Source organism: Mesorhizobium sp. M0598 (assembly GCF_040320865.1).
Lineage (GTDB): Bacteria > Pseudomonadota > Alphaproteobacteria > Rhizobiales > Rhizobiaceae > Mesorhizobium.
The window spans coordinates 111,890-136,215 of the sequence record NZ_JAMYQL010000013.1 but is presented as its reverse complement, the minus strand read 5'-3'; the positions used below and the strand labels follow the sequence as shown (position 1 = coordinate 136,215).

The following is a 24,326-nucleotide window of genomic DNA, read 5'->3' as shown; positions in this document are numbered from 1 at the left end:
TGCAGTAACCGGATTGCAAGTGCGCCCTGTCATGGTGCATCTGTGCAGGATAGTCCGGCTGATACCGGACGAATGGAATGTGATTTTTCGCGACAGCCCGGCAGTCTCTAAATAGCGCCGGGTTTGAGGTCGGAATCGGGGGCAAGCGCCATGTGCGGTATCGTTGGAATTGTCGGTAACTCGCCGGTTGCGCCGCTTATCGTCGATGCGCTGAAAAGGCTCGAATATCGCGGCTATGACTCGGCCGGCGTCGCCACGATCGAGCACGGCAGGCTTGACCGCCGCCGCGCCGAGGGCAAGCTGGTCAATCTCGAGCGCCGGCTGAAGGACGAACCGCTCGACGGCATGATCGGCATCGGCCACACGCGCTGGGCCACACATGGCGTTCCAAACGAGAGCAATGCGCATCCGCATTTTTCCGACGGCGTCGCCATCGTCCATAACGGCATCATCGAGAATTTCGCCGAATTGCGCGACGAGCTGATGCGCGACGGCTACAGCTTCGCCTCGCAGACCGATACCGAAGTCGTCGCTCATCTGGTGGCGCGCGAACTGGCCAAGGGGCTGAAGCCGGTTGAGGCGGCGCACAAGGCGCTGAAGCGGCTGGAAGGCGCCTTTGCGCTCGCCATCATGTTCAAGGGCGACGAGGATCTGATCGTCGGCGCGCGCAATGGCCCGCCGCTCGCGGTCGGTCATGGCGACGGCCAGATGTTCCTTGGCTCCGACGCCATTGCGCTTGCCCCTTTCACCAATTCGATCACCTATCTGGAAGACGGCGACTGGGCGGTTGTGCGCCGCAACGAGGTCGATATCTTCGACATGGGCGGCAACAAGGTCGACCGCAAACGCCAACAGTCGCTCAGCACGAGCTTCATGGTCGACAAAGGCAACCGCCGCCATTTCATGGAAAAGGAAATCCATGAGCAGCCGGAAGTGATCTCGCACACGCTGGCGCATTATGTTGATTTCGTCAGCGGCGTCTCGAAGCCGCTGGACCTGCCGTTCGATTTCGCCAAGATCGACCGGCTGGCGATCTCGGCCTGCGGCACCGCCTATCTCGCCGGGCTGATCAGCAAATACTGGTTCGAGCGCTATGCGCGGCTGCCGGTCGACATCGATGTCGCTTCGGAGTTCCGCTACCGCGAGATGCCGCTGTCGAAGAACGATGCCGCTTTCTTCATCTCGCAATCGGGTGAGACCGCCGACACGCTGGCGTCGCTGCGCTACTGCCGCAAGGCCGGCATGAAGATCGGCGCGGTCGTCAATGTGCGCGAATCGACCATGGCGCGCGAATCCGACGTCATCCTGCCGACGTTGGCCGGCCCGGAGATCGGCGTCGCTTCGACCAAGGCGTTCACCTGCCAGCTTTCCGTGCTGGCCTCGCTGGCGGTGCGGGCGGGCGTGGCGCGCGGAACGATTTTGCAGGAGCAGGAGAAAACGCTGATACGCGAGCTGTCGGAAGCGCCGCGTTATGCGAACCAGGTGCTAAAGCTCGACGGGCAGATCGAAAAGGTCGCGCGCGACCTCTCGCACTACAAGAACGTGCTTTATCTCGGCCGCGACACCAATTTTCCGCTGGCCCTGGAAGGCGCGCTGAAGCTCAAGGAAATTTCCTATATCCACGCCGAAGGCTATGCCGCCGGCGAGTTGAAACACGGCCCGATCGCGCTGATCGACGAGAACATGCCCGTCATCGTCATCGCGCCGCATGACCGTATCTTCGAAAAGACCGTTTCGAACATGCAGGAGGTGGCGGCGCGCGGCGGCAAGATCATCCTGATCACCGACAGCAAGGGCGCCGCGCACGCCACGGTGAAGACGATGGAGACGATCGTTTTGCCGGACGTGCCGGAAATCATCTCGCCGATCATCTACGCACTGCCGATCCAGATGCTCGCCTATTTCACCGCCGTGTTCATGGGCACGGATGTCGACCAGCCGCGCAATCTGGCGAAATCGGTAACGGTGGAATAGGTCTCGTTTAAAAACTTCGCCATTCCAAAGCGCCTTGGGGTTCAGTAGTGTCGCGCTGCAAACACACGCTGCGGTGAAACATGTCGGATGCTCTCAAGACCTCAGGCATGACCCGGCTGAGAAACTATTTCCTGACCGGCTTCGTCGTTTGCGCGCCGCTGGCGATTACCGCCTACATTGCCTGGTCGCTGATCGGCTGGGTCGATTCCTGGGTGAAACCCTACATTCCGGTACGCTACAATCCGGACACCTACCTGCCGTTTCCAGTGCCGGGTTTTGGGCTGATCGTTGCCTTGATCCTCATCACCTTCATCGGCTTTATGACCGCCAATATCGTTGGCCGCGCCATCGTCAATTTCGGCGAGCGCCTGCTTGGCCGCATGCCGCTGGTGCGCGGCATCTACCGTTCGCTGAAGCAGATTTTCGAGACCGTGCTGTCGAACAAGGGCGACATGTTCCGCCAGGTCGGGTTGGTCGAATATCCGCGCAAAGGGGTCTGGTCGCTGGTCTTCGTCGCCAGCGAGAAGGAAACCGAGATCAACCAGAAGCTCGACCGGGAAGGCGATCCGCTGATTGCCGTATTCATGCCATGTACGCCCAACCCGACGACGGGCTTTTTGATGTATGTGCCGAAATCCGACATTGTGCTGCTCGACATGACAATCGAGGACGGAGCCAAGCTGATCGTGTCGGCCGGCTTGGTGGCGCCGGCGGTCAAAATGGTGACGGTGAACGGCGAGCAGATCCACGGCGCGCTTGCCAATCCTCCGCTCGACACGATGCCTCAGCCGGCACGCAGGAGCCGCACGGCCTCGTCGCGGCCGAACAGATAGAGCAGCAGGCGCAGCGCCGTGCCGCGTTCGGACTGCAGTTCCGGATCGCGCGACAGGATCAGCCGCGCATCGTCGCGAGCGGCCTCGAGCAGGTCGGCATGCGCCTCGATGCGTGCCACCTGGAAGCCCGGCGTGCCGGACTGGCGGGTGCCGAGCAACTCGCCTTCGCCGCGCAGCTTCAGATCCTCTTCGGCGATACGGAAGCCGTCCTCGGTCTCGCGCATTACCGACAAACGGCGTTTTGCCGTCTCGCCGAGCGGATCCTTGTAGAGCAGCACGCACGATGAAGGCTTGTCGCCACGCCCGACCCGGCCGCGCAATTGGTGCAGTTGGGCGAGGCCAAAACGCTCGGCATGCTCGATAACCATGATTGTCGCATCAGGCACATCGACGCCGACCTCGATGACGGTGGTGGCGATCAGGATACGGGTGTCACCCTGCTTGAAGGCGCGCATCGCCTCGTCCTTGTCGGCGCCTTTCATACGGCCGTGCACCAGGCCGACGCGGTCGCCGAACAGCGGCTTCAGCGAGGCAAAACGGTCCTCGGCCGACATCAGCTTGATCTCCTCGGATTCCTCGACCAGCGGACAGATCCAGTAGATTTTCTGGCCATCGGCGACGGCGTCGAGCATGCGTCCGATCAGTTCGTCGAGCCGTTCAAGCGGCAAGGTGACGGTGCGGATCGGCTGGCGGCCGGCCGGCTTTTCCGTCAGCTTCGACACATCCATGTCGCCGAATGCAGTCAGCACCAGCGTCCGCGGTATCGGCGTTGCTGTCATCACCAGCATGTCGGGCGCATCGCCCTTGGCGGTAATGGCAAGGCGCTGATGGACGCCGAAACGGTGCTGCTCGTCGACGACGGCGAACACGAGGTCACGGAACGTCACCGTTTCCTGGAACAGCGCATGGGTGCCGACGACGATGTCGATGTCACCATTGGCCAGCCCGGTCAGCGTGTCGGCACGCTCGCGGCCCTTTTCGCGACCTGTGAGGACGGCGACACGCAGGCCGGCCCGTTCCGCCAACGGCGCAATCGTTGCCAGATGCTGGCGCGCCAGGATTTCGGTCGGCGCCATCAATGCCGCCTGGCTGCCGGCCTCGACGGCACGCGCCATGGCAAGCAGCGCGACCACCGTCTTGCCGGAGCCGACATCGCCCTGCAAAAGGCGCAGCATGCGTTCGGGGTCACCGAGATCGGCGTTGATTTCGGCAAGCGCCATTTCCTGCGACATGGTCAGCGAATAGGGGAGTGCCACGCGCAGTTGTTCGACTATGCGGCCGTCGCCGACGAGTGGCCGGCCAGATAATCGGCGGACCTTGGCCCGCACCAGCGCCAGCGATACTTGGCCGGCCAAGAACTCGTCATAGGCAAGGCGCCGCCACGCTGCGCTGTCGACGGAGACGTCGACCGGGTCGGCAGGATTGTGGATGCGGTTGAGCGCATCGCCGAAAGCAGGAAAGGTGTGGCGGCGCAGGAACTCGCCGTCCTGCCATTCGGGTAGCACCGGCAGGCGGGCCAGCGCCTGGCCAATCGCCCGGCGCAGCACCTTGCCAGAGAGCCCGGCGGTCAGCGGATAGACCGGCTCGACCAGCGGCAGGTTTTCCGTGTCGCCGGCAAGTGCGATATGGTCGGGATGAACCATGGTCGGGCGGCCGTTGAACCATTCCATGCGGCCGGAGACGACGACATGCTCGCCTGCGGGCATTGCTTTTTCGAGATAGGCGGCATGGGCATGGAAGAAGGTCAGCGCGATCTCGCCGGTGTCGTCATGGGCGTAGACCCGGTACGGGACCGACCTGTTGCCGCGTGGCGGCGGCTGGTGGCGATCGATGCGGACGTCGAGCGTAACGATGGCGCCTTCCGCCGAGCCGGCGATGCCAGGCCGGTTGCGGCGGTCGATGACAGTATGCGGCAGCACGAACAAGAGATCCCCGGCGCGCGCGGCCCGGTCGCCGAGGTCGGCTGCTACGACTTTTTCGATCAGGGCGCCAACTTTTGGCCCGACCCCGGCAAGCGAGGTGATCGGGACAAACAGCGGATCGAGGAGGGAGGGACGCATGATGTCAGCTTATGTTGCGGCGACTGTAGCGCAAGGCTGACACCGCCTTCTATCCACGCTATATGCGCCGCCTGGGCAAGGATGTTGCAAGATGACCGGAACGAAACGATCAAGCGAGGGGCTCGATGCCCGCCGCCGCAAGCTTCTGTTTCGTTCGTGGCACCGCGGCATGCGCGAGATGGACCTTATACTCGGCAGCTTCGCCGATGCCGAGATCGGCGCCTTGACCGGCGACGAAATCGACCAATATGAGAGGCTCCTCGACATTCCCGACACCGAATTCCTGCCTCTCGTCACTGGCGAACGCCCGGTTCCGGCGGATATCGACTGTGCCGTCCTGCAAAAAATCCTGGCTTCGCGCCGGGAGATGACCTTCTGAACAACGTGTAGCCATGAGCCTTATCCCTACGATCGGTCTGCCGAAAGGCCGCGCCGGCCAGTTCATCGTCGATGGCGTCGCCGACGGCTACGAAGCTTTTGCGCTGGTGCAGGCTGCGCACGAGATCGCCCCTGACAAGCCGGTGTTGTTCGTGGCGCGCGACGGCCAGCGCCTGCCGGCGATCGTCGAGGCGCTTGCCTTTGCCGCGCCGGGCCTGCCGGTGCTGGAACTGCCGGCCTGGGACTGCCTGCCTTACGACCGCGTCTCGCCCGGCGCCGACGCCGCCGCAAGGCGGCTCGATGCACTGGCCGCAATGATTGCGCTGGCGAAGAAGCCGCACCGCGCCGTCGTCCTCACCACTGCGAACGCGCTGTTGCAACGCATTCCGCCGGCTGAACTCGTCGAGGCGCAGACCTTCCACGCCAAACCCGGCAACCAGATAGACATGAACGTGCTGGTGTCGCGGCTGGAGAATTCCGGCTTCGAGCGAGTGCCGACGGTGCGCGGCATCGGCGAATTTGCGGTGCGCGGCGGCATTCTCGATCTCTTCGCGCCCGGCTGGACGGAGGCACTGCGCCTCGATTTCTTCGGCGATACGCTGGAATCGATCCGCGTCTTCGACACCGCAACCCAGCGCACCATCGGCCAACGCAAATCGATGGCGCTGCAGGCGATGAGCGAGGTGGCGCTGACGCCGGAAACCATCAGCCGCTTCCGCCGCGCCTACATCGAAGCCTTTGGCGCGCCCTCCCGCGACGATGGGCTCTATGCGGCGGTCAGCGAGGGCAGGCGGTTTGCCGGCATGGAGCACTGGCTGCCGTTCTTCTATGAGCGGCTGGAAACCGTCTTCGACTACCTGCCCGATGCGCCTGTGGTTTTCGACCATCTGGCGCATGAGGCACTGGCCGAGCGCCACACTCTGATCCTCGACCACTACGAAGCGCGCAAGAAGCAGGCCGACGGCGCCTTGAAGGACGCGGTGCCCTACAAGCCGGTGCCGCCGGATCTGCTCTATCTGTCGCCCGAGAACCTGATTGCCTCGCTTGGCCCGCGCGAGGCGATAGATTTCACGGCCTTCGACGCGCCCGATGCCGGCGCGAAAAAGGTGTTCCATGCCGGCTCGCGCCACGGCCGCAGCTTCGTCGAGGAACGCGCCGATCCTAACGCCAACGTTTTCGACGTCGTCGTAAAACACATTTCCGACGAGCGCGCTGGACGCCGCCGCGTCATCGTCGCCGGCTGGACTGAAGGTTCGCTCGACCGGCTCGGCCAGATCCTGGTCGAGCATCACCTTGGCAACCTGAAACCGGTGGCGACCCTTGCCGAAGCCGAAAGGCTTGAGCCAGGGCAGGCGGCGCTGGCCGTGCTGCCGCTCGAATCCGGCTTCGAGACCGAGAAACTGGTCGTCGTCGCCGAGCAGGACATTCTCGGCGACCGGCTGATCCGGCGCTCGAAGCGCAAGAAGCGCGCGTCCGACTTCATCGCCGAGGCTTCGGCATTGTCTTCAGGCGATATCGTCGTCCATGCCGACCATGGCATTGGCCGTTTCATCGGGTTGCGTACCATCGAGGCGGTTGGTGCGCCGCACGATTGCCTCGAGATCCACTATGCCGGCGACGATCGGCTATTCTTGCCGGTGGAAAACATCGAGCTGCTGTCGCGCTATGGCTCGGATTCGGCCGAGGCGACGCTCGACAAGCTTGGCGGTGGCGCCTGGCAATCGCGCAAGGCGCGGCTGAAGAAGCGCCTGCTCGACATGGCCGGGCAGCTGATCCGCATTGCCGCCGAGCGGCAAATGCGGGCAGCACCGGCGCTGGTGCCGGCGGAAGGCCTCTATGGCGAGTTTGCAGCGCGTTTTCCCTATGAGGAGACCGATGACCAGCAGACCGCGATCGATTCAGTCATGGATGATCTAGGCGCCGGAAAGCCGATGGACCGGCTGATCTGCGGTGACGTCGGCTTCGGCAAGACCGAAGTTGCACTTCGCGCCGCCTTCATTGGGGCGATGGAAGGCTTTCAGGTGGCCATAGTGGTGCCGACGACATTGTTGTCGCGCCAGCATTTCAAGACTTTCTCGCAGCGCTTCTCCGGCCTGCCGATCCGCGTCGCCCAGGCCTCGCGGCTGGTCGGCGCCAAGGAACTGGCCGAGACCAAGAGGGGCGTCGCCGAAGGCCAGATCGACATCGTCGTCGGCACGCATGCACTGCTCGGCTCCTCGATCTCGTTCAAGAATCTTGGTCTGCTGATCATCGATGAGGAGCAGCATTTCGGCGTCAAGCACAAGGAGCGGCTGAAGGATCTCAAGACCGACGTCCACGTTCTGACTTTGTCGGCGACGCCGATCCCACGCACGCTGCAGCTTGCCTTGACCGGCGTGCGCGAGTTGTCGCTGATCGCTACGCCGCCGGTCGACCGCCTGGCGGTGCGCACCTTCATCTCGCCCTTCGATCCGCTGGTCATCCGCGAGACGCTGCTCAGAGAACGCTACCGCGGCGGCCATTCCTTCTACGTCGTACCGCGCATCAGCGATCTCGCGGAAATCCATGATTTTATGCGCGAATCTGTACCTGAGCTGAAAGTGGCGGTGGCCCATGGCCAGATGCCGCCGGGCGAGCTCGACGATATCATGAATGCCTTTTATGACGGCCAGTACGACGTGCTGCTGTCGACCACCATCGTCGAATCTGGCCTCGATATTCCGACTGCCAACACGCTGATTGTGCATCGCGCCGACATGTTCGGCCTGTCGCAGCTCTATCAGTTGCGTGGCCGCGTCGGCCGTTCGAAGGTACGCGCCTATGCGCTGTTCACTCTGCCCGCCAACCGCAAGCTAACCGATACAGCCGAGCGTCGGCTGAAAGTGCTGCAGTCGCTCGATACGCTAGGCGCCGGTTTCCAGCTGGCCAGCCACGACCTCGATATCCGCGGCGCAGGCAATCTGCTTGGCGAAGAGCAGTCGGGCCACATCAAGGAGGTCGGCTTCGAGCTCTACCAGCAGATGCTGGAGGAGGCGGTGGCCGAAGTGAAGGATTCCGGCGAGGTGCAGGACGGCGGCTGGTCGCCGCAGATCGCCGTCGGCACGGCGGTGATGATCCCGGAAAGCTACGTCCCGGATCTGCAGCTCAGGCTGGCGCTCTATCGCCGTCTTGGCGATCTCGAAAATACGGAAGAGATCGATGCTTTCGGCGCCGAGCTGATCGACCGGTTCGGGCCGTTGCCGGAAGAGGTTGAACATCTTTTGAAGATCGTCTTCATCAAGGCGCTTTGCCGCAAGGCCAATGTCGAAAAACTCGACGCCGGGCCGAAGGGCGTCGTCATCCATTTCCGCAAGCGGGAATTCGCCAATCCGGTCGGGCTGGTCAAGCTCATCGGCGAACAGGGCTCGCTGGCCAAGATCCGGCCCGACCAGAGCGTCGTCTTCAGCCGTGACTGGGCGACGCCCGAGAAGCGGCTGGCTGGCTCAGCGGTTGTCATGACGCAGCTGGCGCGGCTGGTGGAGAAAGCGGTGTAGCAGCGCGTCGCTGGTGCTCTGGGCACAGCCGCACCGGCACTTTCGCCGTGCCGTGCTCATTCGCCACGCGACCACTTCCGGTCTAGAATAGGAAATCGGCTTCGTGTATGGAGCCGCGACCCCATATGGGGCGGATTGGCGGGCGATGGCGTCCGTGTGAAAGAGCGTTAGGTGCTTCGATGACGAAATGGTCGCCGAATTCGTGGAGAGCTAAGCCGATCCAGCAGGTTCCTGCCTATCCGGATCTTGCCGCGCTGAGGAACACGGAAGCCCAGCTTGCCACGTTTCCGCCGTTGGTTTTTGCAGGTGAGGCACGCAAGCTGAAGAAGCAGCTTGCAGCCGTCGCTGCCGGTGACGCATTCCTTCTGCAGGGCGGCGATTGCGCCGAGAGCTTCGCCGAGCATGGCGCCGACAATATCCGCGACTTCTTCCGCGTCTTCTTGCAGATGTCGGTGGTGCTGACCTTCGCCGGCGCGCAGCCGGTGGTGAAGGTCGGCCGTGTCGCCGGCCAGTTTGCCAAGCCGCGCTCGTCCGACAATGAGACCAAGGGCGGTGTGACGCTGCCCAGCTATCGCGGCGACATCATCAATGGCATCGAGTTCGATGCCAAGTCGCGCATTCCCGATCCTGCAAGACAGGAGATGGCGTACCGCCAGTCGGCGGCAACGCTCAACCTGTTGCGCGCCTTCGCCCAGGGCGGCTACGCCAGTCTGGAGAACGTGCATCAATGGATGCTCGGCTTCGTGTCCGACAGCCCGCAGGGGGAGAAGTACGAGTCGCTCGCCAACCGCATCACCGAGACGATGGACTTCATGAAGGCCGTCGGCATCACCTCGGAGACCAATTACGCGCTGCGCGAGACCGATTTTTACACCAGCCACGAAGCGTTGCTGCTCGGCTATGAGGAGGCGCTGACCCGCGTCGATTCGACCTCCGGCGACTGGTACGCCACCTCCGGCCACATGATCTGGATCGGCGATCGCACGCGCCAGCCCGACCATGCCCATGTCGAATACTGCCGTGGCATCAAGAACCCGCTCGGCCTGAAATGTGGCCCGTCGCTGACGCCGGATGGCCTGTTGCAGCTCATCGACCTGCTCAATCGGGAGAACGAGCCCGGCCGGCTGACGCTGATCGCGCGTTTCGGTTCCGACAAGGTTGCTGACCACCTGCCGAAGCTGGTGCGCGCGGTGCAGAAGGAAGGCCGCAGCGTGGTGTGGTCGTCCGACCCGATGCATGGCAACACCATCGAGGCCGCCGGCTACAAGACACGGCCGTTCGACCGCATCCTGAAGGAGGTGCAGACCTTCTTCGAGGTGCATCGCGCCGAAGGCACGCATCCGGGCGGCATCCATGTCGAGATGACCGGCAAGAACGTCACGGAATGCACCGGTGGCGCCCGCGCCATCACCGCCGAAGAGCTGCAGGATCGCTACCACACCCATTGCGATCCGCGCCTCAACGCTGACCAGGCGATCGAGTTGGCGTTCCTGGTCTCCGATCTGCTCAAGAAGACCCATCCGGTGCAGCACAAGCAGGCCGTCAATGGCTGATACGATCTGAACTGTGATGTCATTGAAGAAGCGCCGGGCGAAAACCGGCGCTTTTTCTATTCAATCCCGCCGGTGTCGCATTTGCTCGTGCTTAACGGGCGCAAAACTGGAATTCTGCCAGGCGATGGCAATTGCATCGGGAGGCCGACATGGCTGACAGTCACACCGGATCATGCTTGTGCGGAGCAGTGCGGTTCCAGACACGAGGACCGCTACGCGGTGTCGTCTACTGCCATTGCTCGCAGTGCCGGAAGCAGAGCGGGCATTTTTATGCGGCGACCAATGTTGCCGACCGCGACATCACAATCACCGGCGCGGAGAGCATCACCTGGTACGAGGCTTCTCCGTTCGCCAGACGCGGCTTCTGCAAGACATGCGGCTCTCTGCTGTTCTGGAAGCCGAGCGATGATGGCTATGTTTCGGTCATGGCAGGCCTGTTCGACGCGCCAACCGGGCTTCAAGGAGAATGCCATATCTTCGTCGGCGACAAGGGCGATTATTACGCCATCGATGACGGGCTGCCGCAGTTCGAGAAGTCGACACCGTCGATCAAGGTGGCAGGCGACTGATTTTTGAAGGGGTCGCCTTATTCCCTTGGTCCAGCCATTGCGCTAATCCCCTGCCGGTGATTCCGAAGGGTTTTGGCATGCAGCGGCTGATCGACGCTTTTTACAATTCGGTGCGGGCGTTTCGCAAACTGGCGGCCAGCGAGGAGGCTTTCCAGTTGGAGCTGACACTGCTCGTGCTTGCCTTGCCGCTCGGCTGGTTCCTTTCGGAATCGTGGCGCGGCTATGCGTTGCTGATCGGCGCGGTGCTGCTCATGATCATGATCGAGGTGTTGAATACCGGCATCGAGGCGGCATGCGACGCGTTCAGCCGCGAATTCAACATCGATATCCAACTGGCCAAGGATTGCGGTTCGCTGGCGGTGCTGATTTCGGTGGTGATCGCTGCCGGCGTCTGGGGCGTCGCCGTCATCGAGCGGATCCTCGGGGTACCGATCTGAGGTTTCAGACACTACATGCCGCCACTGCATCTCTCGTTTTGACCATGATCTTTTCCGAAGACCGGTACCACTTTCGGGATCATGGTCTGAGGAAACCGATATGGCCGATACCGCCGGATTTCTGCTGCTCGAACGTGAGGGCCTGCCGGACGATCTTCGCTGGCTGGTTGAAAAATTTCCGCGCGAGGTCTGGCAGGCGCATGCCAACATCCACGGCATGGCCAATATGTGGCTGCAGCGGCACGACATGTTCCGCGAGCTTGGCGGCATGCTCGCCAGTGGTATTGGCGATTATCGGGATGGCAGGCTGAACGCGCAGGAATTCGCGCGCTGGTTCGCGCCGCGCCTCAACCATTTCCTCGGCAATCTCGACGGCCACCACAATGTCGAGGACCATCATTATTTCCCGGTCTTCGCCAGGGCCGAGACCCGTCTGAAGCGCGGCTTCGAAATCCTGGATGCCGATCACCACACAATCCATGAGGGACTGGAGCGCAATGCCCAGGCGGCAAATGCCTTCATCCGCACGCTTCAGGAGAGCGAAGACAAACAGCGTTTCGCCGCCGATGCCTATGCTGACGAGAACAGCCGGCTGATCGCCATGTTGACCCGGCATCTTGCCGACGAGGAAGACCTGATCATTCCGCTGATCCTCGAGAAGGGTGATCGTGCGCTCGGCATTGATTGACGATCAGCTTCCCTTGTGGAGTTCCTTCTTGGCGACGATATGGGCCGCGAGCCAGCCGAGGATGGCCACAACGAGGCCGATTGCCAGAGCGATCAGCAACCGCTCGTGGCGGGCCAGCGCCTGGCCGACGATGTGCTCCGCGCCCAGCCCGAAGACATAACCGACAGTGCAGAACAGTGCCGCCCAGACTACCGACGAGATGGCGTTGAGGATGATGAAATGCGCCGCGGCGATGCCCGACAGCCCGGCCGCGATTCCGCCGACCAGTCGCAGGCCATAGATGTAACGGTTCGACAGCACGAAAATGTTGGGATGAGAGGTGACAAGGCGGTAGGCGTGGCTGAAGCCCGGCCGGGCTCGGAGCCTGATCACGAATTTATGGTCGGCGAAGCTCCGTCCCAAGATGAAGAAGAACGTGTCGCCACCGAAGGCGCCGAGCGCCGCCGCGAGGAAGGCCTGCCACGGGACGAAGACATGCTGATGCGCGAAAAAACCGCCGAGAATGGCGGCGCTTTCGCCCTCGGCGACGCAGCCCAGAAAAACCGCGACCAGCCCATATTGCTCAATGAGACGATGGATGACTTCCGTCATGAAGACGTTCGCTGCTTCGACAGAATGTCGTCGATGCGCTTCACCTGCTCGGCCAGCCGGGCGATCTCGTCTCGCATGCCGATGATCTGGCTGTGGCGCAGTTCGTCGAGCTTTTCGTGTAACGCCATGATCTCGATCTCGGCCTTGAGATTGACCTCATAGTCGTGGGCGGCGTCGATACGATCGCGCTCAGTCTGGCGGTTCTGCGCCATCATGATCACTGGCGCCTGCAGGGCGGCAACCATGGAAAGCACGAGATTGAGGAAGATGAAGGGATAGGGATCGAAGGCGGCGCGCGACAAGAGCCAGACATTGCCTGCCGTCCACAGGATCAGGAAGCCAATGAATGCCAGGATGAAGGACCACGAGCCGCCGATCCGGGCGATGGTGTCGGCCAGGCGATCTCCAAACGTCTGGTGAAAGGCGACGGCCTTGTTGGTGTCCTTGGAGATCGTGGTGCGCTCGAGCGTAGATTGCAGTACCCGGCTTTCGAGCGCGCTGAGGCCGTCCGGCTTTCGCTTCAGCCAGCGGCTTGCCAGGTCCTCGATCGTTTTGTTCATCGTCGCCTCCGTCGTCAGCGATGAGGTAGAAGCTGCCGGTTCATACGGGAAGTGGTAGATTGACGCGATGGGGTCAGGAAACAAATGGTGGATTTTCAGAAAATTCGCGCCCGTGCAGCGAAGCGCAAAGGCGGTGAGGCAGCGCTGACGTCGCTGCTGGGTCCTATGCCCGACAATGCCGCGGTGGCAAAGATTGCGGACGACCGGATCCTGTCGACCATGGCCGAGCGGGTTTTTGCCGCCGGCTTTGTCTGGCAGGTCATCGAGCAGAAATGGCCGGGTTTCGAGGAAGCATTTCTTGGCTTCGAGCCGAAGCGGCTGCTGTTCCAGCCTGACGATTTCTGGCACGATCTCACAGCCGACAAGCGCATCGTCCGCAATCCGCAGAAGATCAAATCCGTACGCGACAACGCAGCCTTCGTCGAGCGCGTGTCGAAGGAGCATGGCAGCTTCGGCAAGTTCCTGGCCAACTGGCCGGCGGATGACCAGGTCGGATTGATGGCCTATCTCGGCAAGCACGGCAGCCGGCTCGGCGGCAATACCGGCCAGTATTTTCTGCGCTGGCTGGAGTGGGACGCCTTCATCGTCTCGGCCGACATGGCGGCAGCGCTGCGCGACGCCGGGCTCGACCTCGCGCAGAGCCCGACATCGAAGAAGGACCTGGGCAAGATCCAAGTGCAGATAAACGCCTGGGCGGCGGAAACCGGGCTGCCGCGCCTGCACATTTCGCGCATTCTGGCAATGTCGATCGGCGAGAACCATCCGCCGGAAGCCTTGCGCGAATATATGGGCGAATAGGATCGACTGTTTGGTCCAAACGAACGCCATTGCCCGACGAATTTTGCCGCGCTAAACCCACGGGCATGACAGACAAGACCGCTCCAGACATATTGCGCATCGCCGTCGCCCAGCTCAATCCGACGGTCGGCGACGTCGCCGGGAATCTTGCCAAGGCACGCGAGGCGAGGGCGGATGCCGCCCGCCAAGGCGCCGACCTCGTGCTGTTTACCGAGCTTTTCCTTGCCGGCTATCCGCCTGAGGATCTGGTGCTGAAGCCCGCCTTCCTGAAGGCCTGCGAGCGGGCGGCGGAGGATTTCGCCGGCGATACCGCCGACGGCGGCCCGGGTTTCGTCATCGGCACGCCGTTGAAGCGCAAGACCGGCACGCACAATTCAATCATCTTTGCCGATGGCGGCAAGATCCTTGCCGAACGCTACAAGCTCGATCTGCCGAATTACGGTGAGTTCGACGAGAAGCGCGTCTTCCAGGCCGGCCCCGAGATCCAGGGGCCGGTCAATTTCCGCGGCGTGCGCGTGGGAGTGCCGATCTGCGAAGATATCTGGGGCGAGGTTGCCGTCTGCGAGACGCTGGCCGAAAGCGGCGCGGAAATCCTGCTGGTCCCGAACGGCTCGCCCTATTACCGCGGCAAGGTCGACGTCCGCCACCAGATCGTCATCCGCCAGGTCATCGAATGCGGACTGCCGATTATCTATGCCAACCAGCTTGGCGGCCAGGACGAGCTGGTTTTCGATGGCGCATCGTTTGCCATAGGTTCTGACAAGACGCTGGCCTTCCAGATGAGCCAGTTCGAGGAGACGGTCAACGTCACCACCTGGAAGCGAAAGAATGACATCTGGGTCTGCTCTGACGGACCGATGTCGAAAATCCCGGAGAAGGAGGAGGCCGACTACCGCGCCTGCATGTTGGGCCTGCGCGATTACGTCAACAAGAACGGCTTCAAGAATGTCGTGCTCGGCCTCTCCGGCGGCATCGATTCGGCGATCTGCGCGGCACTTGCCGTCGATGCGCTGGGCGAGGAACGGCTGCGCGCCGTGATGATGCCTTACCGCTACACTTCGAAGGACTCGCTCAAGGATGCCGAGGACTGCGCCCGCGCGCTCGGCTGCCGCTACGACATCGTGCCGATCTTCGAGCCGGTCGAGGGTTTCCTGCACACGTTGACACAGCTTTTCGAGGGCACCAAGGAAGGCATCACCGAGGAAAACCTGCAGAGCCGGGCCCGCGGCACCATCCTGATGGCGATTTCCAACAAGTTCGGCTCGATGGTGGTCACCACCGGCAACAAAAGCGAGATGTCGGTCGGCTACGCGACGCTCTATGGCGACATGAATGGCGGCTTCAATCCGATCAAGGACCTCTACAAGATGCAGGTCTATGCGCTGTCGCGCTGGCGCAACGCGCATGTGCCGCCGGGTGCGCTCGGTCCGTCCGGCGAGGTGATCCCGACCAACATCATCGACAAGGCGCCCTCGGCGGAACTGCGAGAGAACCAGACGGACCAGGATTCGCTGCCGCCCTATCCGGTGCTCGACGACATATTGGAGTGCCTGATCGAAAACGAGATGGGTGTCGACGACATCGTCGCGCGCGGCCATGACCGGGGGACGGTGACGCGCGTCGAGCACCTGCTTTACGTCGCAGAATACAAGCGCCGGCAGGCGGCGCCCGGTGTGAAGATCACCAGGAAGAATTTCGGCCGCGACCGCCGTTATCCCATCACCAACCGGTTCAGGGATGGCGGGTAGGCGATTGGCCTGTTTAACAGTTTAGCCATGGCCAACCTTGAAATCAGCTTCGACCCGTCGCGGATCGACTTCCGGGCGACGTCCGACATTTTGAAGGAGAGCTATTGGGGCAGCGGCCGCAGCGATGAACTGCACCGCTGCGCCTTCGCCAACTCACTGTGCGTCGGCGCCTATGTCGGCGGCAATCAGGTCGGCTTCGGCCGGGCGATCACCGACCGTACGGTATTTGCCTATCTCGCAGACATAATTGTCTGGCCCGGGTATCGCGGACAAGGCATCGGAACCCGGCTTGTCCAGGCGCTTATCGACCACTCGGACGTCAAGACGGTCACGCATTGGAGCCTGTCGACCAACGACGCCCATGCGGTTTACGAAAAGCTCGGCTTCAGGCCTTCCACCGACGGCCGCTATATGCGCTTCGACCGTATCCCGGCAACCTGAACAGAGGCAGCGCACAACCCGCGATTGTTGCAAAATCGTCTCACTGCTTGGACCAGATGCGCTTTTGGCTATCTACTGACTTGGCGCGGCGTTGAGGCGTCTCTATAAACACCTCTCCGCGATTCCCCTTCAGGAGGAACCGAATGCCAGGATTTGACATCGTTATGCGAGGCCGCGAAGCCTAGGTCTTGGTCAGTGCGCCGCGAGATAGCCTCGCGGCAAGGCTGAACCGAGGCAGGTATTTCGCCGCTGCCGGTCGCCGCCCCTCTACAGGGCCGCCAAATACGCCAAACCTCCGCATCTCCGGGCGCCAAACGGCGCCGACGCGGTTTTTCAATTTCTACTTTCGTGGGATCGGGCTCGTTTGCGCCCGAATGACATCATGACTCGTTTTCGAATAGATTTGCGCGCGGGCGCCTTTCGCAGCGTTCTTGGCTTCACGCTCAGCCATTGGCGGCGTCAGCCGTGGCGGCTTGCCGGCATTATGGGCACGTTCCTGCTGTCGACCTTGGCCGACGTGCTGACGCCGCTCTATTCCGGCCGGCTGGTGGATGCCGTCGCCAGCAGTGCTGCGGCCGACGATGTTGCGTGGAACGCGGCGACAGCGGCCTTTTCGATGCTGGTGGCCCTGGCGCTCACCGGTGTCGTGCTGCGCAATCTCGCCTTCATGGCCATTGTCGAGCTGACGTTGAAGATGATGGCGGATATCGCCGCCGACGCCTTCCACCGCGTCCAGCGCTTCTCCACCGACTGGCATGCCAACAGCTTCGCCGGATCGACGGTGCGCAAGATAACGCGCGGCATGTGGGCGCTCGACCTGCTCAACGACACGATCCTGATCGCGCTGCTGCCATCGGTCGTCATACTCGTCGGCTCGACGCTGCTGCTTGGCTGGTTCTGGCCGCTGATGGGTGCTGTCGTCGCCACCGGTTCGGTTCTGTTCATCGCGGTGACGACGATGCTGTCGCTTGGCTATGTCGCGCCCGCGGCAAGGCTTGCCAATGCGTGGGATACACGGCTCGGCGGCTCGCTGGCCGACGCGGTGAGCTGCAACGGCGTGGTCAAGGGTTTTGGCGCCGAGGAACGCGAGGAGACACGGCTTGCCGAGGTCGTCGCTAAATGGCGCGGCCGCACGCGCCGCACCTGGATGCGCGGCACTGTCAACGGCACCACGCAAGGGACGATGCTGCTGCTTTTGAGGGCAGCGGTCATCGGGTTCTCCCTGCTGTTGTGGTCGTGGGGGCAGGCGAGCGCCGGCGACGTCGCCTTCGTGCTGACCTCATTCTTCGTGCTGCAAGGCTATTTGCGCGACATCGGCACGCATATCCGCAATCTGCAGCGCTCGATCAACGACATGGAGGAACTGGTCGACTTCCAGTCCGAACCACTCGGCATTGAGGATCGGCCCGGCGCCAAACCGATCCGGATCACCGATGGCCGTATCACCTTCGACAATGTCACGTTCCATTATGGCAGCCACGCCTGCCGCTCTATCGCGACTTTTCGGTGGACATCGCGCCGGGCGAGCGGGTCGGGCTGGTTGGCCATTCGGGCTCCGGCAAAACGACATTCGTCAAACTGATCCAGCGCCTCTATGACGTGACCGCGGGAAATATCCTGATCGACGGCCAGGACATTGCCGGTGTCGCGCAGGCGTCGCTGCGCGCACAGATCGCGATTGTCCAGCAGGAGCCGATCCTGTTTCACCGGTCGCTGGCCGAAAACATCGCCTATGCCCGGCCGGCCGCCACGCAGGCCGAGATCGAGCACGCGGCGCGATTGGCCAGCGCGCATGACTTCATCGCCAATTTGCCGAAAGGCTATGGCACGCTGGTCGGCGAGCGTGGCGTAAAGCTATCGGGTGGTGAGCGTCAGCGCGTTGCAATCGCACGCGCCTTCCTCGCCGATGCGCGCATTCTCATCCTGGATGAGGCAACGTCGAGCCTCGATTCGGAATCGGAGGTGCTGATCCAGCAGGCGATGGAGCGGTTGATGGTCGGCCGCACGACGCTGGTTATTGCCCACCGGCTGTCGACGGTGCGCGCGCTGGACAGGCTTCTGGTGTTCGATCGCGGCCGCATCGTCGAGGAGGGCTCGCATGACCAGCTGATCCGGCTGCAAGGCGGCATCTACCGTAGGCTGTTCGAACGCCAGGCGCTTGAGCTGACCAAAGGCCTGGTGATCTGACGAGTACGGCGCCGCGCGTCCTGATGGGCGCGTGGTGCTGCAGTCTTTTCTTCGCCTTCGTCATGTTCTATGTCTGCCGCCGAGCGCGGGGGCGCGTCTTGTCAACAGCAAAACCATCCGGTACGCCCCGCTCATGACAGTTACCGTCCGTTTCGCCCCGTCACCGACCGGCCGCATCCATATCGGCAATGCGCGCACTGCTTTGTTCAATTGGCTGTTTGCCATCAAGAACAAGGGCCGCTTCATCCAGCGCTTCGACGATACCGACGTCGCCCGTTCGACGCAGGAATTTTCCGACGCCATCCTTTACGACCTGCATTGGCTGGGCATCTTCCCCGATGCCACGGAGTATCAGTCGGGGCGGGTCGAAATCTACGATGCCGCACTGGAGAGGCTGAAGGAGGCCCGCCTCGTCTATGCGTGCTATGAGACGCCTGAAGAGCTCGACCTGAGGCGCAAGGTGCGCCGCACGCGTGGCCTGCCGCCAGTCTATGGCCGCGAGGCGCTGACGCTGGCACCCGAGCAGGTGGCGGAATATGAGGCCGATGGCCGGCGGCCGCACTGGCGCTTTCTGCTGCCCAACTTCAGCAGCGATCCGCTGCAGCCGGAGCGCACCGAAATCCACTGGAACGACCTGGTGCGCGGCGAAGAGACCGTCGACCTCGCCTCGATTTCAGACCCGGTTTTGCGGCGCGAGGACGGCACCTATCTCTACACGCTGCCTTCGGTGATCGACGACATCGAAATGGGCGTCAGCCATGTCATTCGCGGCGACGACCACGTCACCAATACCGGCGTCCAGATAGCCCTGTTCCGGGCGCTCAGCGCCGAGCCGCCGGTGTTCGGCCACCACAATCTTCTGACAACAGCATCAGGCGAGGGGCTTTCCAAGCGCACCGGCGCGCTGTCCATCCAGAGCCTGCGTGAGAGCGGCATCGAGCCGATGGCGGTCGCCTCGCTGGCGGTGCTCGTCGGTACCTCGGAAAACGTCGTGGCGGTGCCGACGATGGCTGAACTTGCCGAGCGCTTCGATCCGGCGGCAACATCGAAATCCGCCGCCAAATTCGATCCGGACGAGCTCTTCGTGCTCAACCGCACGTTGCTGCACCACATGCCCTTTTCCGAGGCGCGCGACCGGCTGATCGTGCTCGGCATCTCTGGCGAACAGGCCGAGCCTTTCTGGCTGGCGGTGCGCGGCAATCTCGACAGGCTGGCCGATGCGGCGATCTGGTGGCGTACGCTTCGAGACGGTCCAGAGGAGCCGGCGGAGTTTTCCGACGAGGACCGCGACTTTCTTCGCCAGGCGTTCGAACTGCTGCCGGAAGAGCCTTGGAACGGCACCGTCTGGAAAGACTGGACCGGCAAGATCCGAGCGGCGAGCGGCCGTAAGGGCAAGGCGCTGTTCATGCCGCTCAGGCTGGCGCTTACGGGACAGCCTTCGGGTCCGGAGCTTGCAGATCTGTTGCCGCTGCTGGGTCGGGAAGGAACGTTGGCCCGACGACCCTGACCTTGCGCTGCTCCGGCGGCGGCAGCGACGTCGGCGAGGGCACGGGCTTGACGGCAAGGCGTCTGATCGCCTCACGGTCGAGGCCGTCTTGCGCATTGGCCAAGGACTCCGGGTCGGCGCCCGGATCAGGCCTGGCAACCGGCAGCGGAATGAACGGGGTACTCTCTACATTCGCCTCAGATTGTTTCCGGGTTGGCGGGTTGCCGGCGATGATCACGAAATTCTGCGCGGCATTGCAGCCGCAGGCCGGCGGCCGCGGCATGTCGGACTGCTTGTAGAGGTAGGCCGTCGGCAGTTCGATATAAGGCCTGCCCGTCACCGAAGACGTCATGGACGCCGAATCGCCATTCATGCCGCGCGTGTAGAAAACCTGCATTTCGGTGCCGGGGCAGCTCGATTCGCAATTCGTCTGGTCGCGCTCGAAATCGCCCAGCGAGGCGGCATTCGACATCGGGAAGAAATAACCGTCGCAGGTGCGCACGCACATGGTGCGGAATTCGCCTTGGGGCTGGCCCATGTCGGCGTTGTTGAGCATGGTGCGGATGTTGCGCGGCTGACTTAGTTCTTCAGCCTGGTCGGGCCCTTCAGGCTGATCGGGCGCACCGGGTTCAGTTGTGTCACTGCCCAAAAGCTGGTCGAGCAGGTTTCGCTTGCCGTTTTCACGGCTGGCTTCGCGGACCGGCGCGGGCGTCCGCGCCGCATCATCGCGGCAGCCATTGGCGTCAAGCAACGTCAATATGCGCGCGCGATCGCGTCGCGAACCACCGCCGGCAAGGTCGGCGCGCTTGGCCTGCAGGGCGTCGAGATTGGCTGCCATGCGATCGATGGTGGCGTCGAGCGCCGCGCATGCGTTGGCGTTGCGGCGAGACAGCGAAAAGCCGCAGCCGGCGCTGCTGGCCTGGCTGACGGCCTTTGAAATCTGCTGGCGCTGCCGGACGATTGCGTCGTCATATTTCCTGAGCAAGGCCGGTTTGCCGCCGTCACCACGAGAAGCGGCGGCAAGATCGGCTTCAAGCTGGCGGCAGAGGCGGGAAGCGGCCTGCGCCTGAGTGACGGCAATGTCGCACAGTAGCAGGGCACCGAGCAGCGCGGCGGCCCGCGTCAGCTTCCAACATGCGCCCGTCATCCCTCCGAAACTCCGCCTGTCTGTCGTTCTGAAAGCTACCACGCTTGCGGTTAACCGTTTGTTTAGCATACCGCCGATTCCGGCTTCAGCCCAAATGCGCGATGGCTTGCGCCTGTGCGCGGCTTCGATCACGACCGGTGCTGTCATATCGACTACGCCACACGGCATATTCGGACAGAGCCAGAACCGCGACATCCTGGCGTTGCACGAAAAAAGGCGTATTCGCCCAGAAGAATGCCCGGATCCAGCAATGCCCGGAGGCTTGGCATGACCGCGATTACCCGTCGAGCCGCAGTGCAGTTTGGTCTTTTGTGCCTGGCGATGCCGGTTGCCAGGGCGCAGCAAAAGCCCATCACGCCGGATTGGGGCACCAAATTGGTCGAAGCCGCCCGTGAGCAGATCGGCGTCACCACACTCTACGATCCGACCTATACACGCTTGGCCTATCCGGGCGGGGACGTTGAGCCCGAGCGGGGTGTGTGCACGGATGTCGTGATCCGCGCCTATCGCCGCGCCTTCGATCTCGATCTGCAAGAGCTGGTGCACGAGGATATGCGGGCCAATTTTGCCGCCTATCCGAAGGCTTGGGGCCTGAAAGCGCCCGACCACAACATCGACCACCGCCGTGTGCCCAACCTTGCGGTCTATTTCGAGCGGCGCGGTGCTGCCTTGCCCGTCAGCCAAGACCCGGCCGACTATCGGCCAGGGGATCTCATCGCCCAGATGCTGCCCGGCAATCTGTCGCATATTGCCATCGTGTCGTCCAATCGCTCCACTTTGGTACCGACAAGAAGACTGGTCATCCACAATATCGGCGGCGGCGCCAGGGAAGAGGACACTTTGTTTGCCTTCAGGCAGACAGGGCATTTTCGGTTCAGGCCAATCTGAGAAAGCCCGCGGCTACCCCAGATCGACGATGGCTTGCGCCTTGTGCGCGGCTTCCACCACGGCCAGCGCCGTCATGTTGACGACGCCGCGCGAGGTGACCGACGGCGTCAATATGTGCGCCGGGCTGTCGGTGCCGAGCAGGATCGGGCCGACATGCAGCGCGTCCATCATTGTGCGCAGCGCCGTCAGTGTGATGTTCGCCGAATCGAGATTGGGGAACACCAGCAGATTGGCTTCGCCTTTCAGTCGCGAATGCGGATAGACGCGTTGGCGCAGCTGCTCCGACAATGCCGAGTCGGCATGCATCTCGCCGTCGCATTGCAGGTCTGGCGCGATGCGCGCCAGGATCGCCGCCGCCTGCCGCATCTTCATGGCGCTTGGCGAATCGCGGGAGCCGAAATCAGAATGCGACAGTAGCGCTGCCTTGGGCTCGATGCCGAAACGCTGAATCTCCTCGGCCGCCAGAACGGTCATTTCCGCAATCTCCTCGGCGGTCGGGTCGACCGAGACATGGGTATCGGTGAGGAAGATGATGCCGCGCTGCGAAATCAGCATGGAAAGCGTCGACAGGTCGCGATCCCTAATGCCGGCGCGTGGCCCGATGATCAGCGTCACGTTGCGCAAATGGCGCTCGAAACGGCCTTCAAGGCCGCAGACCATGGCGTCGGCGTCGCCGCGCTTCAGGGCAAGGGCCGCGATCACCGTATTGTCGGTGCGCACCATGGTGCGCGCGGCTTCCGTCGTCACCCCACGCCGGCCGGCAAGCTCGATCAAAAGGTCGACATAGTGGCGGTAACGCGGATCGTCTTCCGGGTTAATCAAACCGAAATCGACGCCCGGCTTGATGCGCAGCCCGTAGCGCTTCAGCCGCACCTCGATGACATGCGGGCGGCCGATCAGGATCGGTTCGGCAATGCCTTCCTCGAGCACGACCTGCGCGGCGCGAAGCACACGCTCGTCCTCGCCGTCGGCATAAATGACGCGCTTGGCGCTCGACGTCTTGGCCATCGAGAATACCGGCTTCATGACCAGGCCGGAGCGGAAGACGAAGCGGTTCAGCTTGTCGATATAGGCGGCGAAATCGGTGATCGGCCGGGTCGCGACGCCGGTCTCGCAGGCTGCCTTGGCAACGGCAGGGGCAATGCGCAGGATCAGCCGCGGATCGAAAGGCGAGGGGATCAGGAACTCCGGGCCGAAGATCGGCGTCTCGCCGGAATAGGCGCGGGCGGCAACGTCGGACGGCTCTTCGCGGGCAAGCGCTGCAATCGCCCGCACCGCGGCCATTTTCATCTCTTCGTTGATGGCGCTTGCGCCGCAATCCAGCGCGCCACGGAAGATATAAGGAAAACAGAGTACGTTATTGACTTGATTGGGGAAATCGGAGCGGCCCGTGCAGATCATCGCGTCGGGCCGTGCTGCCCGCGCCACTTCCGGCATGATCTCGGGATTGGGGTTGGCCAGCGCCAGGATCAACGGCTTGGGCGCCATGTGGTGGAGCAGTTCCGGTTTCAGTACGCCGGCGGCAGACAGGCCGAGAAACACGTCGGCGCCGGGCAGAACGTCAGCCAGCGCGCGCGCCTCGGTATCCTTCACATAGGGGTCTTTCCAGCGGTCCATCTCCTCGACGCGGCCCTTATGGGCGACCCCGAACCGGTCGGTGACCCAGATGTTTTCGACCCGCGCGCCGAGCGAGACCAGAAGGTTGAGGCACGCAAGCGCCGCAGCACCTGCGCCCGACGTGACGATCTTGATGTCCGAGATGGACTTGCCGGCGAATTCCAGCCCGTTGAGCACGGCGGCGGCGACGATGATGGCGGTGCCGTGCTGGTCGTCATGGAAGACCGGTATGTCCATGCGCGCTTTCAACTGCTCCTCGACCTCGAAGCATTCGGGCGCCTTGATGTCTTCGAGGTTGATGCCGCCGAAGGTTGGTTCCAGCGCCGAGATCGTCTCGACCATGCGCTCGATGCCCGGTGCGTCGATCTCGATGTCGAAGACATCGATGCCGGCGAACTTCTTGAACAGCACCGCTTTGCCCTCCATCACCGGCTTGGAGGCGAGCGGACCGATATTGCCGAGGCCGAGCACCGCCGAACCGTTAGTGACAACGCCGACCAGATTGGCGCGGGCTGTATAGTCGGCAGCGGTTGCCGGATCGTCGCGGATTTCAAGGCAGGGGGCGGCGACACCCGGCGAATAGGCAAGCGCCAGGTCGCGCTGGTTGCCGAGCGGCTTCGTCGCCTGGATTTCAAGCTTTCCGGGACGGGGGTGCTTATGGAAATAGAGCGCTGCTTCGTCGAGGTCGGATCGGGCCGCCTTCTTGCTTTCGCCTGTCATGACGGCCGCCTCCTCAGTTCAGTCCGTTTGGTGTTTTGAGTCTCTTAGCATGCAGCCGAGGCTTTTCGAGGGGTGATATGTCGCAAGCGCGACGCTCTGCCTCGCATTACCCTAACTTTGCGATCTGCTGTGGAAGATG

At 62.7% G+C, this 24,326-nt stretch carries 18 protein-coding genes and 1 pseudogene; 14 read left to right on the top strand and 5 right to left on the bottom strand.

All coding sequences use genetic code 11. The annotated features are described in order from the left end of the window. The first annotated feature begins 150 nt into the window (after window positions 1–150). Both glmS and NKI59_RS18325 read left to right on the top strand, forming a co-directional pair. On the top strand, window positions 151–1,974 hold the full coding sequence (glmS, locus tag NKI59_RS18330) for a glutamine--fructose-6-phosphate transaminase (isomerizing) (RefSeq protein WP_352705826.1): 1,824 nt from the start codon (window positions 151–153) through the stop codon (window positions 1,972–1,974). An 80-nt stretch (window positions 1,975–2,054) separates the two neighbouring features. Further along, window positions 2,055–2,807, top strand: coding sequence for a DUF502 domain-containing protein (locus NKI59_RS18325; RefSeq protein ID WP_023680026.1), 753 nt, complete (start codon window positions 2,055–2,057; stop codon window positions 2,805–2,807). On the opposite strand, the gene recG is transcribed toward NKI59_RS18325, so the two are convergent. Continuing rightward, window positions 2,759–4,867 (bottom strand): ATP-dependent DNA helicase RecG, encoded by a 2,109-nt coding sequence (gene recG / locus NKI59_RS18320; protein WP_352705823.1) that lies wholly within the window; start codon window positions 4,865–4,867, stop codon window positions 2,759–2,761. The two genes, NKI59_RS18325 and recG, sit on opposite strands and share 49 nt — an antisense overlap. Before the next feature lie 91 nt (window positions 4,868–4,958). On the opposite strand from recG, the gene NKI59_RS18315 reads away from it, so the two are divergent. From NKI59_RS18315 to NKI59_RS18290, 6 genes are all read left to right on the top strand, one after another. Continuing rightward, a complete protein-coding gene (locus NKI59_RS18315) occupies window positions 4,959–5,246 on the top strand; it encodes an FAD assembly factor SdhE (protein WP_023680023.1) in 288 nt (95 codons plus the stop codon). A 13-nt stretch (window positions 5,247–5,259) separates the two neighbouring features. Continuing rightward, window positions 5,260–8,757, top strand: a complete 3,498-nt coding sequence (mfd, locus tag NKI59_RS18310) for a transcription-repair coupling factor (RefSeq protein WP_352705820.1) — start codon at window positions 5,260–5,262, stop codon at window positions 8,755–8,757. Between the two features lie 179 nt (window positions 8,758–8,936). Continuing rightward, a complete protein-coding gene (locus NKI59_RS18305; protein ID WP_352705818.1) occupies window positions 8,937–10,310 on the top strand; it encodes a class II 3-deoxy-7-phosphoheptulonate synthase in 1,374 nt (457 codons plus the stop codon). 149 nt (window positions 10,311–10,459) lie between these two features. Continuing rightward, window positions 10,460–10,879 (top strand): GFA family protein, encoded by a 420-nt coding sequence (locus NKI59_RS18300; protein ID WP_352705816.1) that lies wholly within the window; start codon window positions 10,460–10,462, stop codon window positions 10,877–10,879. A 77-nt stretch (window positions 10,880–10,956) separates the two neighbouring features. Then, complete coding sequence (locus NKI59_RS18295; RefSeq protein WP_352705814.1) at window positions 10,957–11,316, top strand: diacylglycerol kinase; 360 nt, start codon at window positions 10,957–10,959, stop codon at window positions 11,314–11,316. Between the two features lie 100 nt (window positions 11,317–11,416). Next, the gene (locus NKI59_RS18290; protein ID WP_352705811.1) at window positions 11,417–12,004 is read left to right on the top strand and encodes a hemerythrin domain-containing protein; all 588 of its coding nucleotides are present in this window, start codon (window positions 11,417–11,419) and stop codon (window positions 12,002–12,004) included. A gap of 3 nt (window positions 12,005–12,007) precedes the next feature. Here NKI59_RS18290 and NKI59_RS18285 read toward each other — a convergent pair whose 3' ends face one another. After that, a complete protein-coding gene (locus NKI59_RS18285) occupies window positions 12,008–12,595 on the bottom strand; it encodes a DedA family protein (RefSeq protein WP_352448714.1) in 588 nt (195 codons plus the stop codon). Further along, window positions 12,592–13,155, bottom strand: a complete 564-nt coding sequence (locus NKI59_RS18280) for a DUF1003 domain-containing protein (protein ID WP_023680015.1) — start codon at window positions 13,153–13,155, stop codon at window positions 12,592–12,594. The genes NKI59_RS18285 and NKI59_RS18280 overlap by 4 nt, the downstream gene beginning before the upstream one ends. 84 nt (window positions 13,156–13,239) lie before the next feature. Here NKI59_RS18280 and NKI59_RS18275 point away from each other — a divergent pair, with 84 nt between their 5' ends. The 5 genes and pseudogenes from NKI59_RS18275 to NKI59_RS18255 all read left to right on the top strand — a co-directional run bounded on the left by NKI59_RS18275 (window position 13,240) and on the right by NKI59_RS18255 (window position 19,836). Beyond that, window positions 13,240–13,953 (top strand): DNA-3-methyladenine glycosylase I, encoded by a 714-nt coding sequence (locus NKI59_RS18275; RefSeq protein ID WP_352705809.1) that lies wholly within the window; start codon window positions 13,240–13,242, stop codon window positions 13,951–13,953. A 65-nt stretch (window positions 13,954–14,018) separates the two neighbouring features. Continuing rightward, a complete protein-coding gene (locus tag NKI59_RS18270; protein WP_352705807.1) occupies window positions 14,019–15,701 on the top strand; it encodes an NAD+ synthase in 1,683 nt (560 codons plus the stop codon). Between the two features lie 27 nt (window positions 15,702–15,728). After that, entirely contained in the window at window positions 15,729–16,142 is a 414-nt protein-coding gene (locus tag NKI59_RS18265; RefSeq protein ID WP_352705805.1) for a GNAT family N-acetyltransferase, read from the top strand. 382 nt (window positions 16,143–16,524) lie between these two features. Further along, a pseudogene (locus tag NKI59_RS18260) lies at window positions 16,525–18,329 on the top strand (ABC transporter ATP-binding protein). Between the two features lie 133 nt (window positions 18,330–18,462). Next, complete coding sequence (locus NKI59_RS18255; RefSeq protein WP_352705803.1) at window positions 18,463–19,836, top strand: glutamate--tRNA ligase; 1,374 nt, start codon at window positions 18,463–18,465, stop codon at window positions 19,834–19,836. Here the strand turns inward: NKI59_RS18255 and NKI59_RS18250 are convergent. Then, window positions 19,754–20,962, bottom strand: a complete 1,209-nt coding sequence (locus tag NKI59_RS18250) for a DUF2865 domain-containing protein (protein WP_352705798.1) — start codon at window positions 20,960–20,962, stop codon at window positions 19,754–19,756. The genes NKI59_RS18255 and NKI59_RS18250 overlap by 83 nt on opposite strands. Before the next feature lie 267 nt (window positions 20,963–21,229). Between NKI59_RS18250 and NKI59_RS18245 the strand changes: the two genes are divergently transcribed. Further along, on the top strand, window positions 21,230–21,850 hold the full coding sequence (locus NKI59_RS18245; RefSeq protein WP_352705796.1) for a DUF1287 domain-containing protein: 621 nt from the start codon (window positions 21,230–21,232) through the stop codon (window positions 21,848–21,850). A 12-nt stretch (window positions 21,851–21,862) separates the two neighbouring features. Here NKI59_RS18245 and NKI59_RS18240 read toward each other — a convergent pair whose 3' ends face one another. Further along, window positions 21,863–24,187 carry an NADP-dependent malic enzyme gene (locus NKI59_RS18240; protein WP_352705794.1) on the bottom strand — a complete coding sequence of 775 codons (2,325 nt, stop codon included), beginning with the start codon at window positions 24,185–24,187 and terminating at the stop codon, window positions 21,863–21,865. Between the last annotated feature and the right edge of the window lie 139 nt (window positions 24,188–24,326).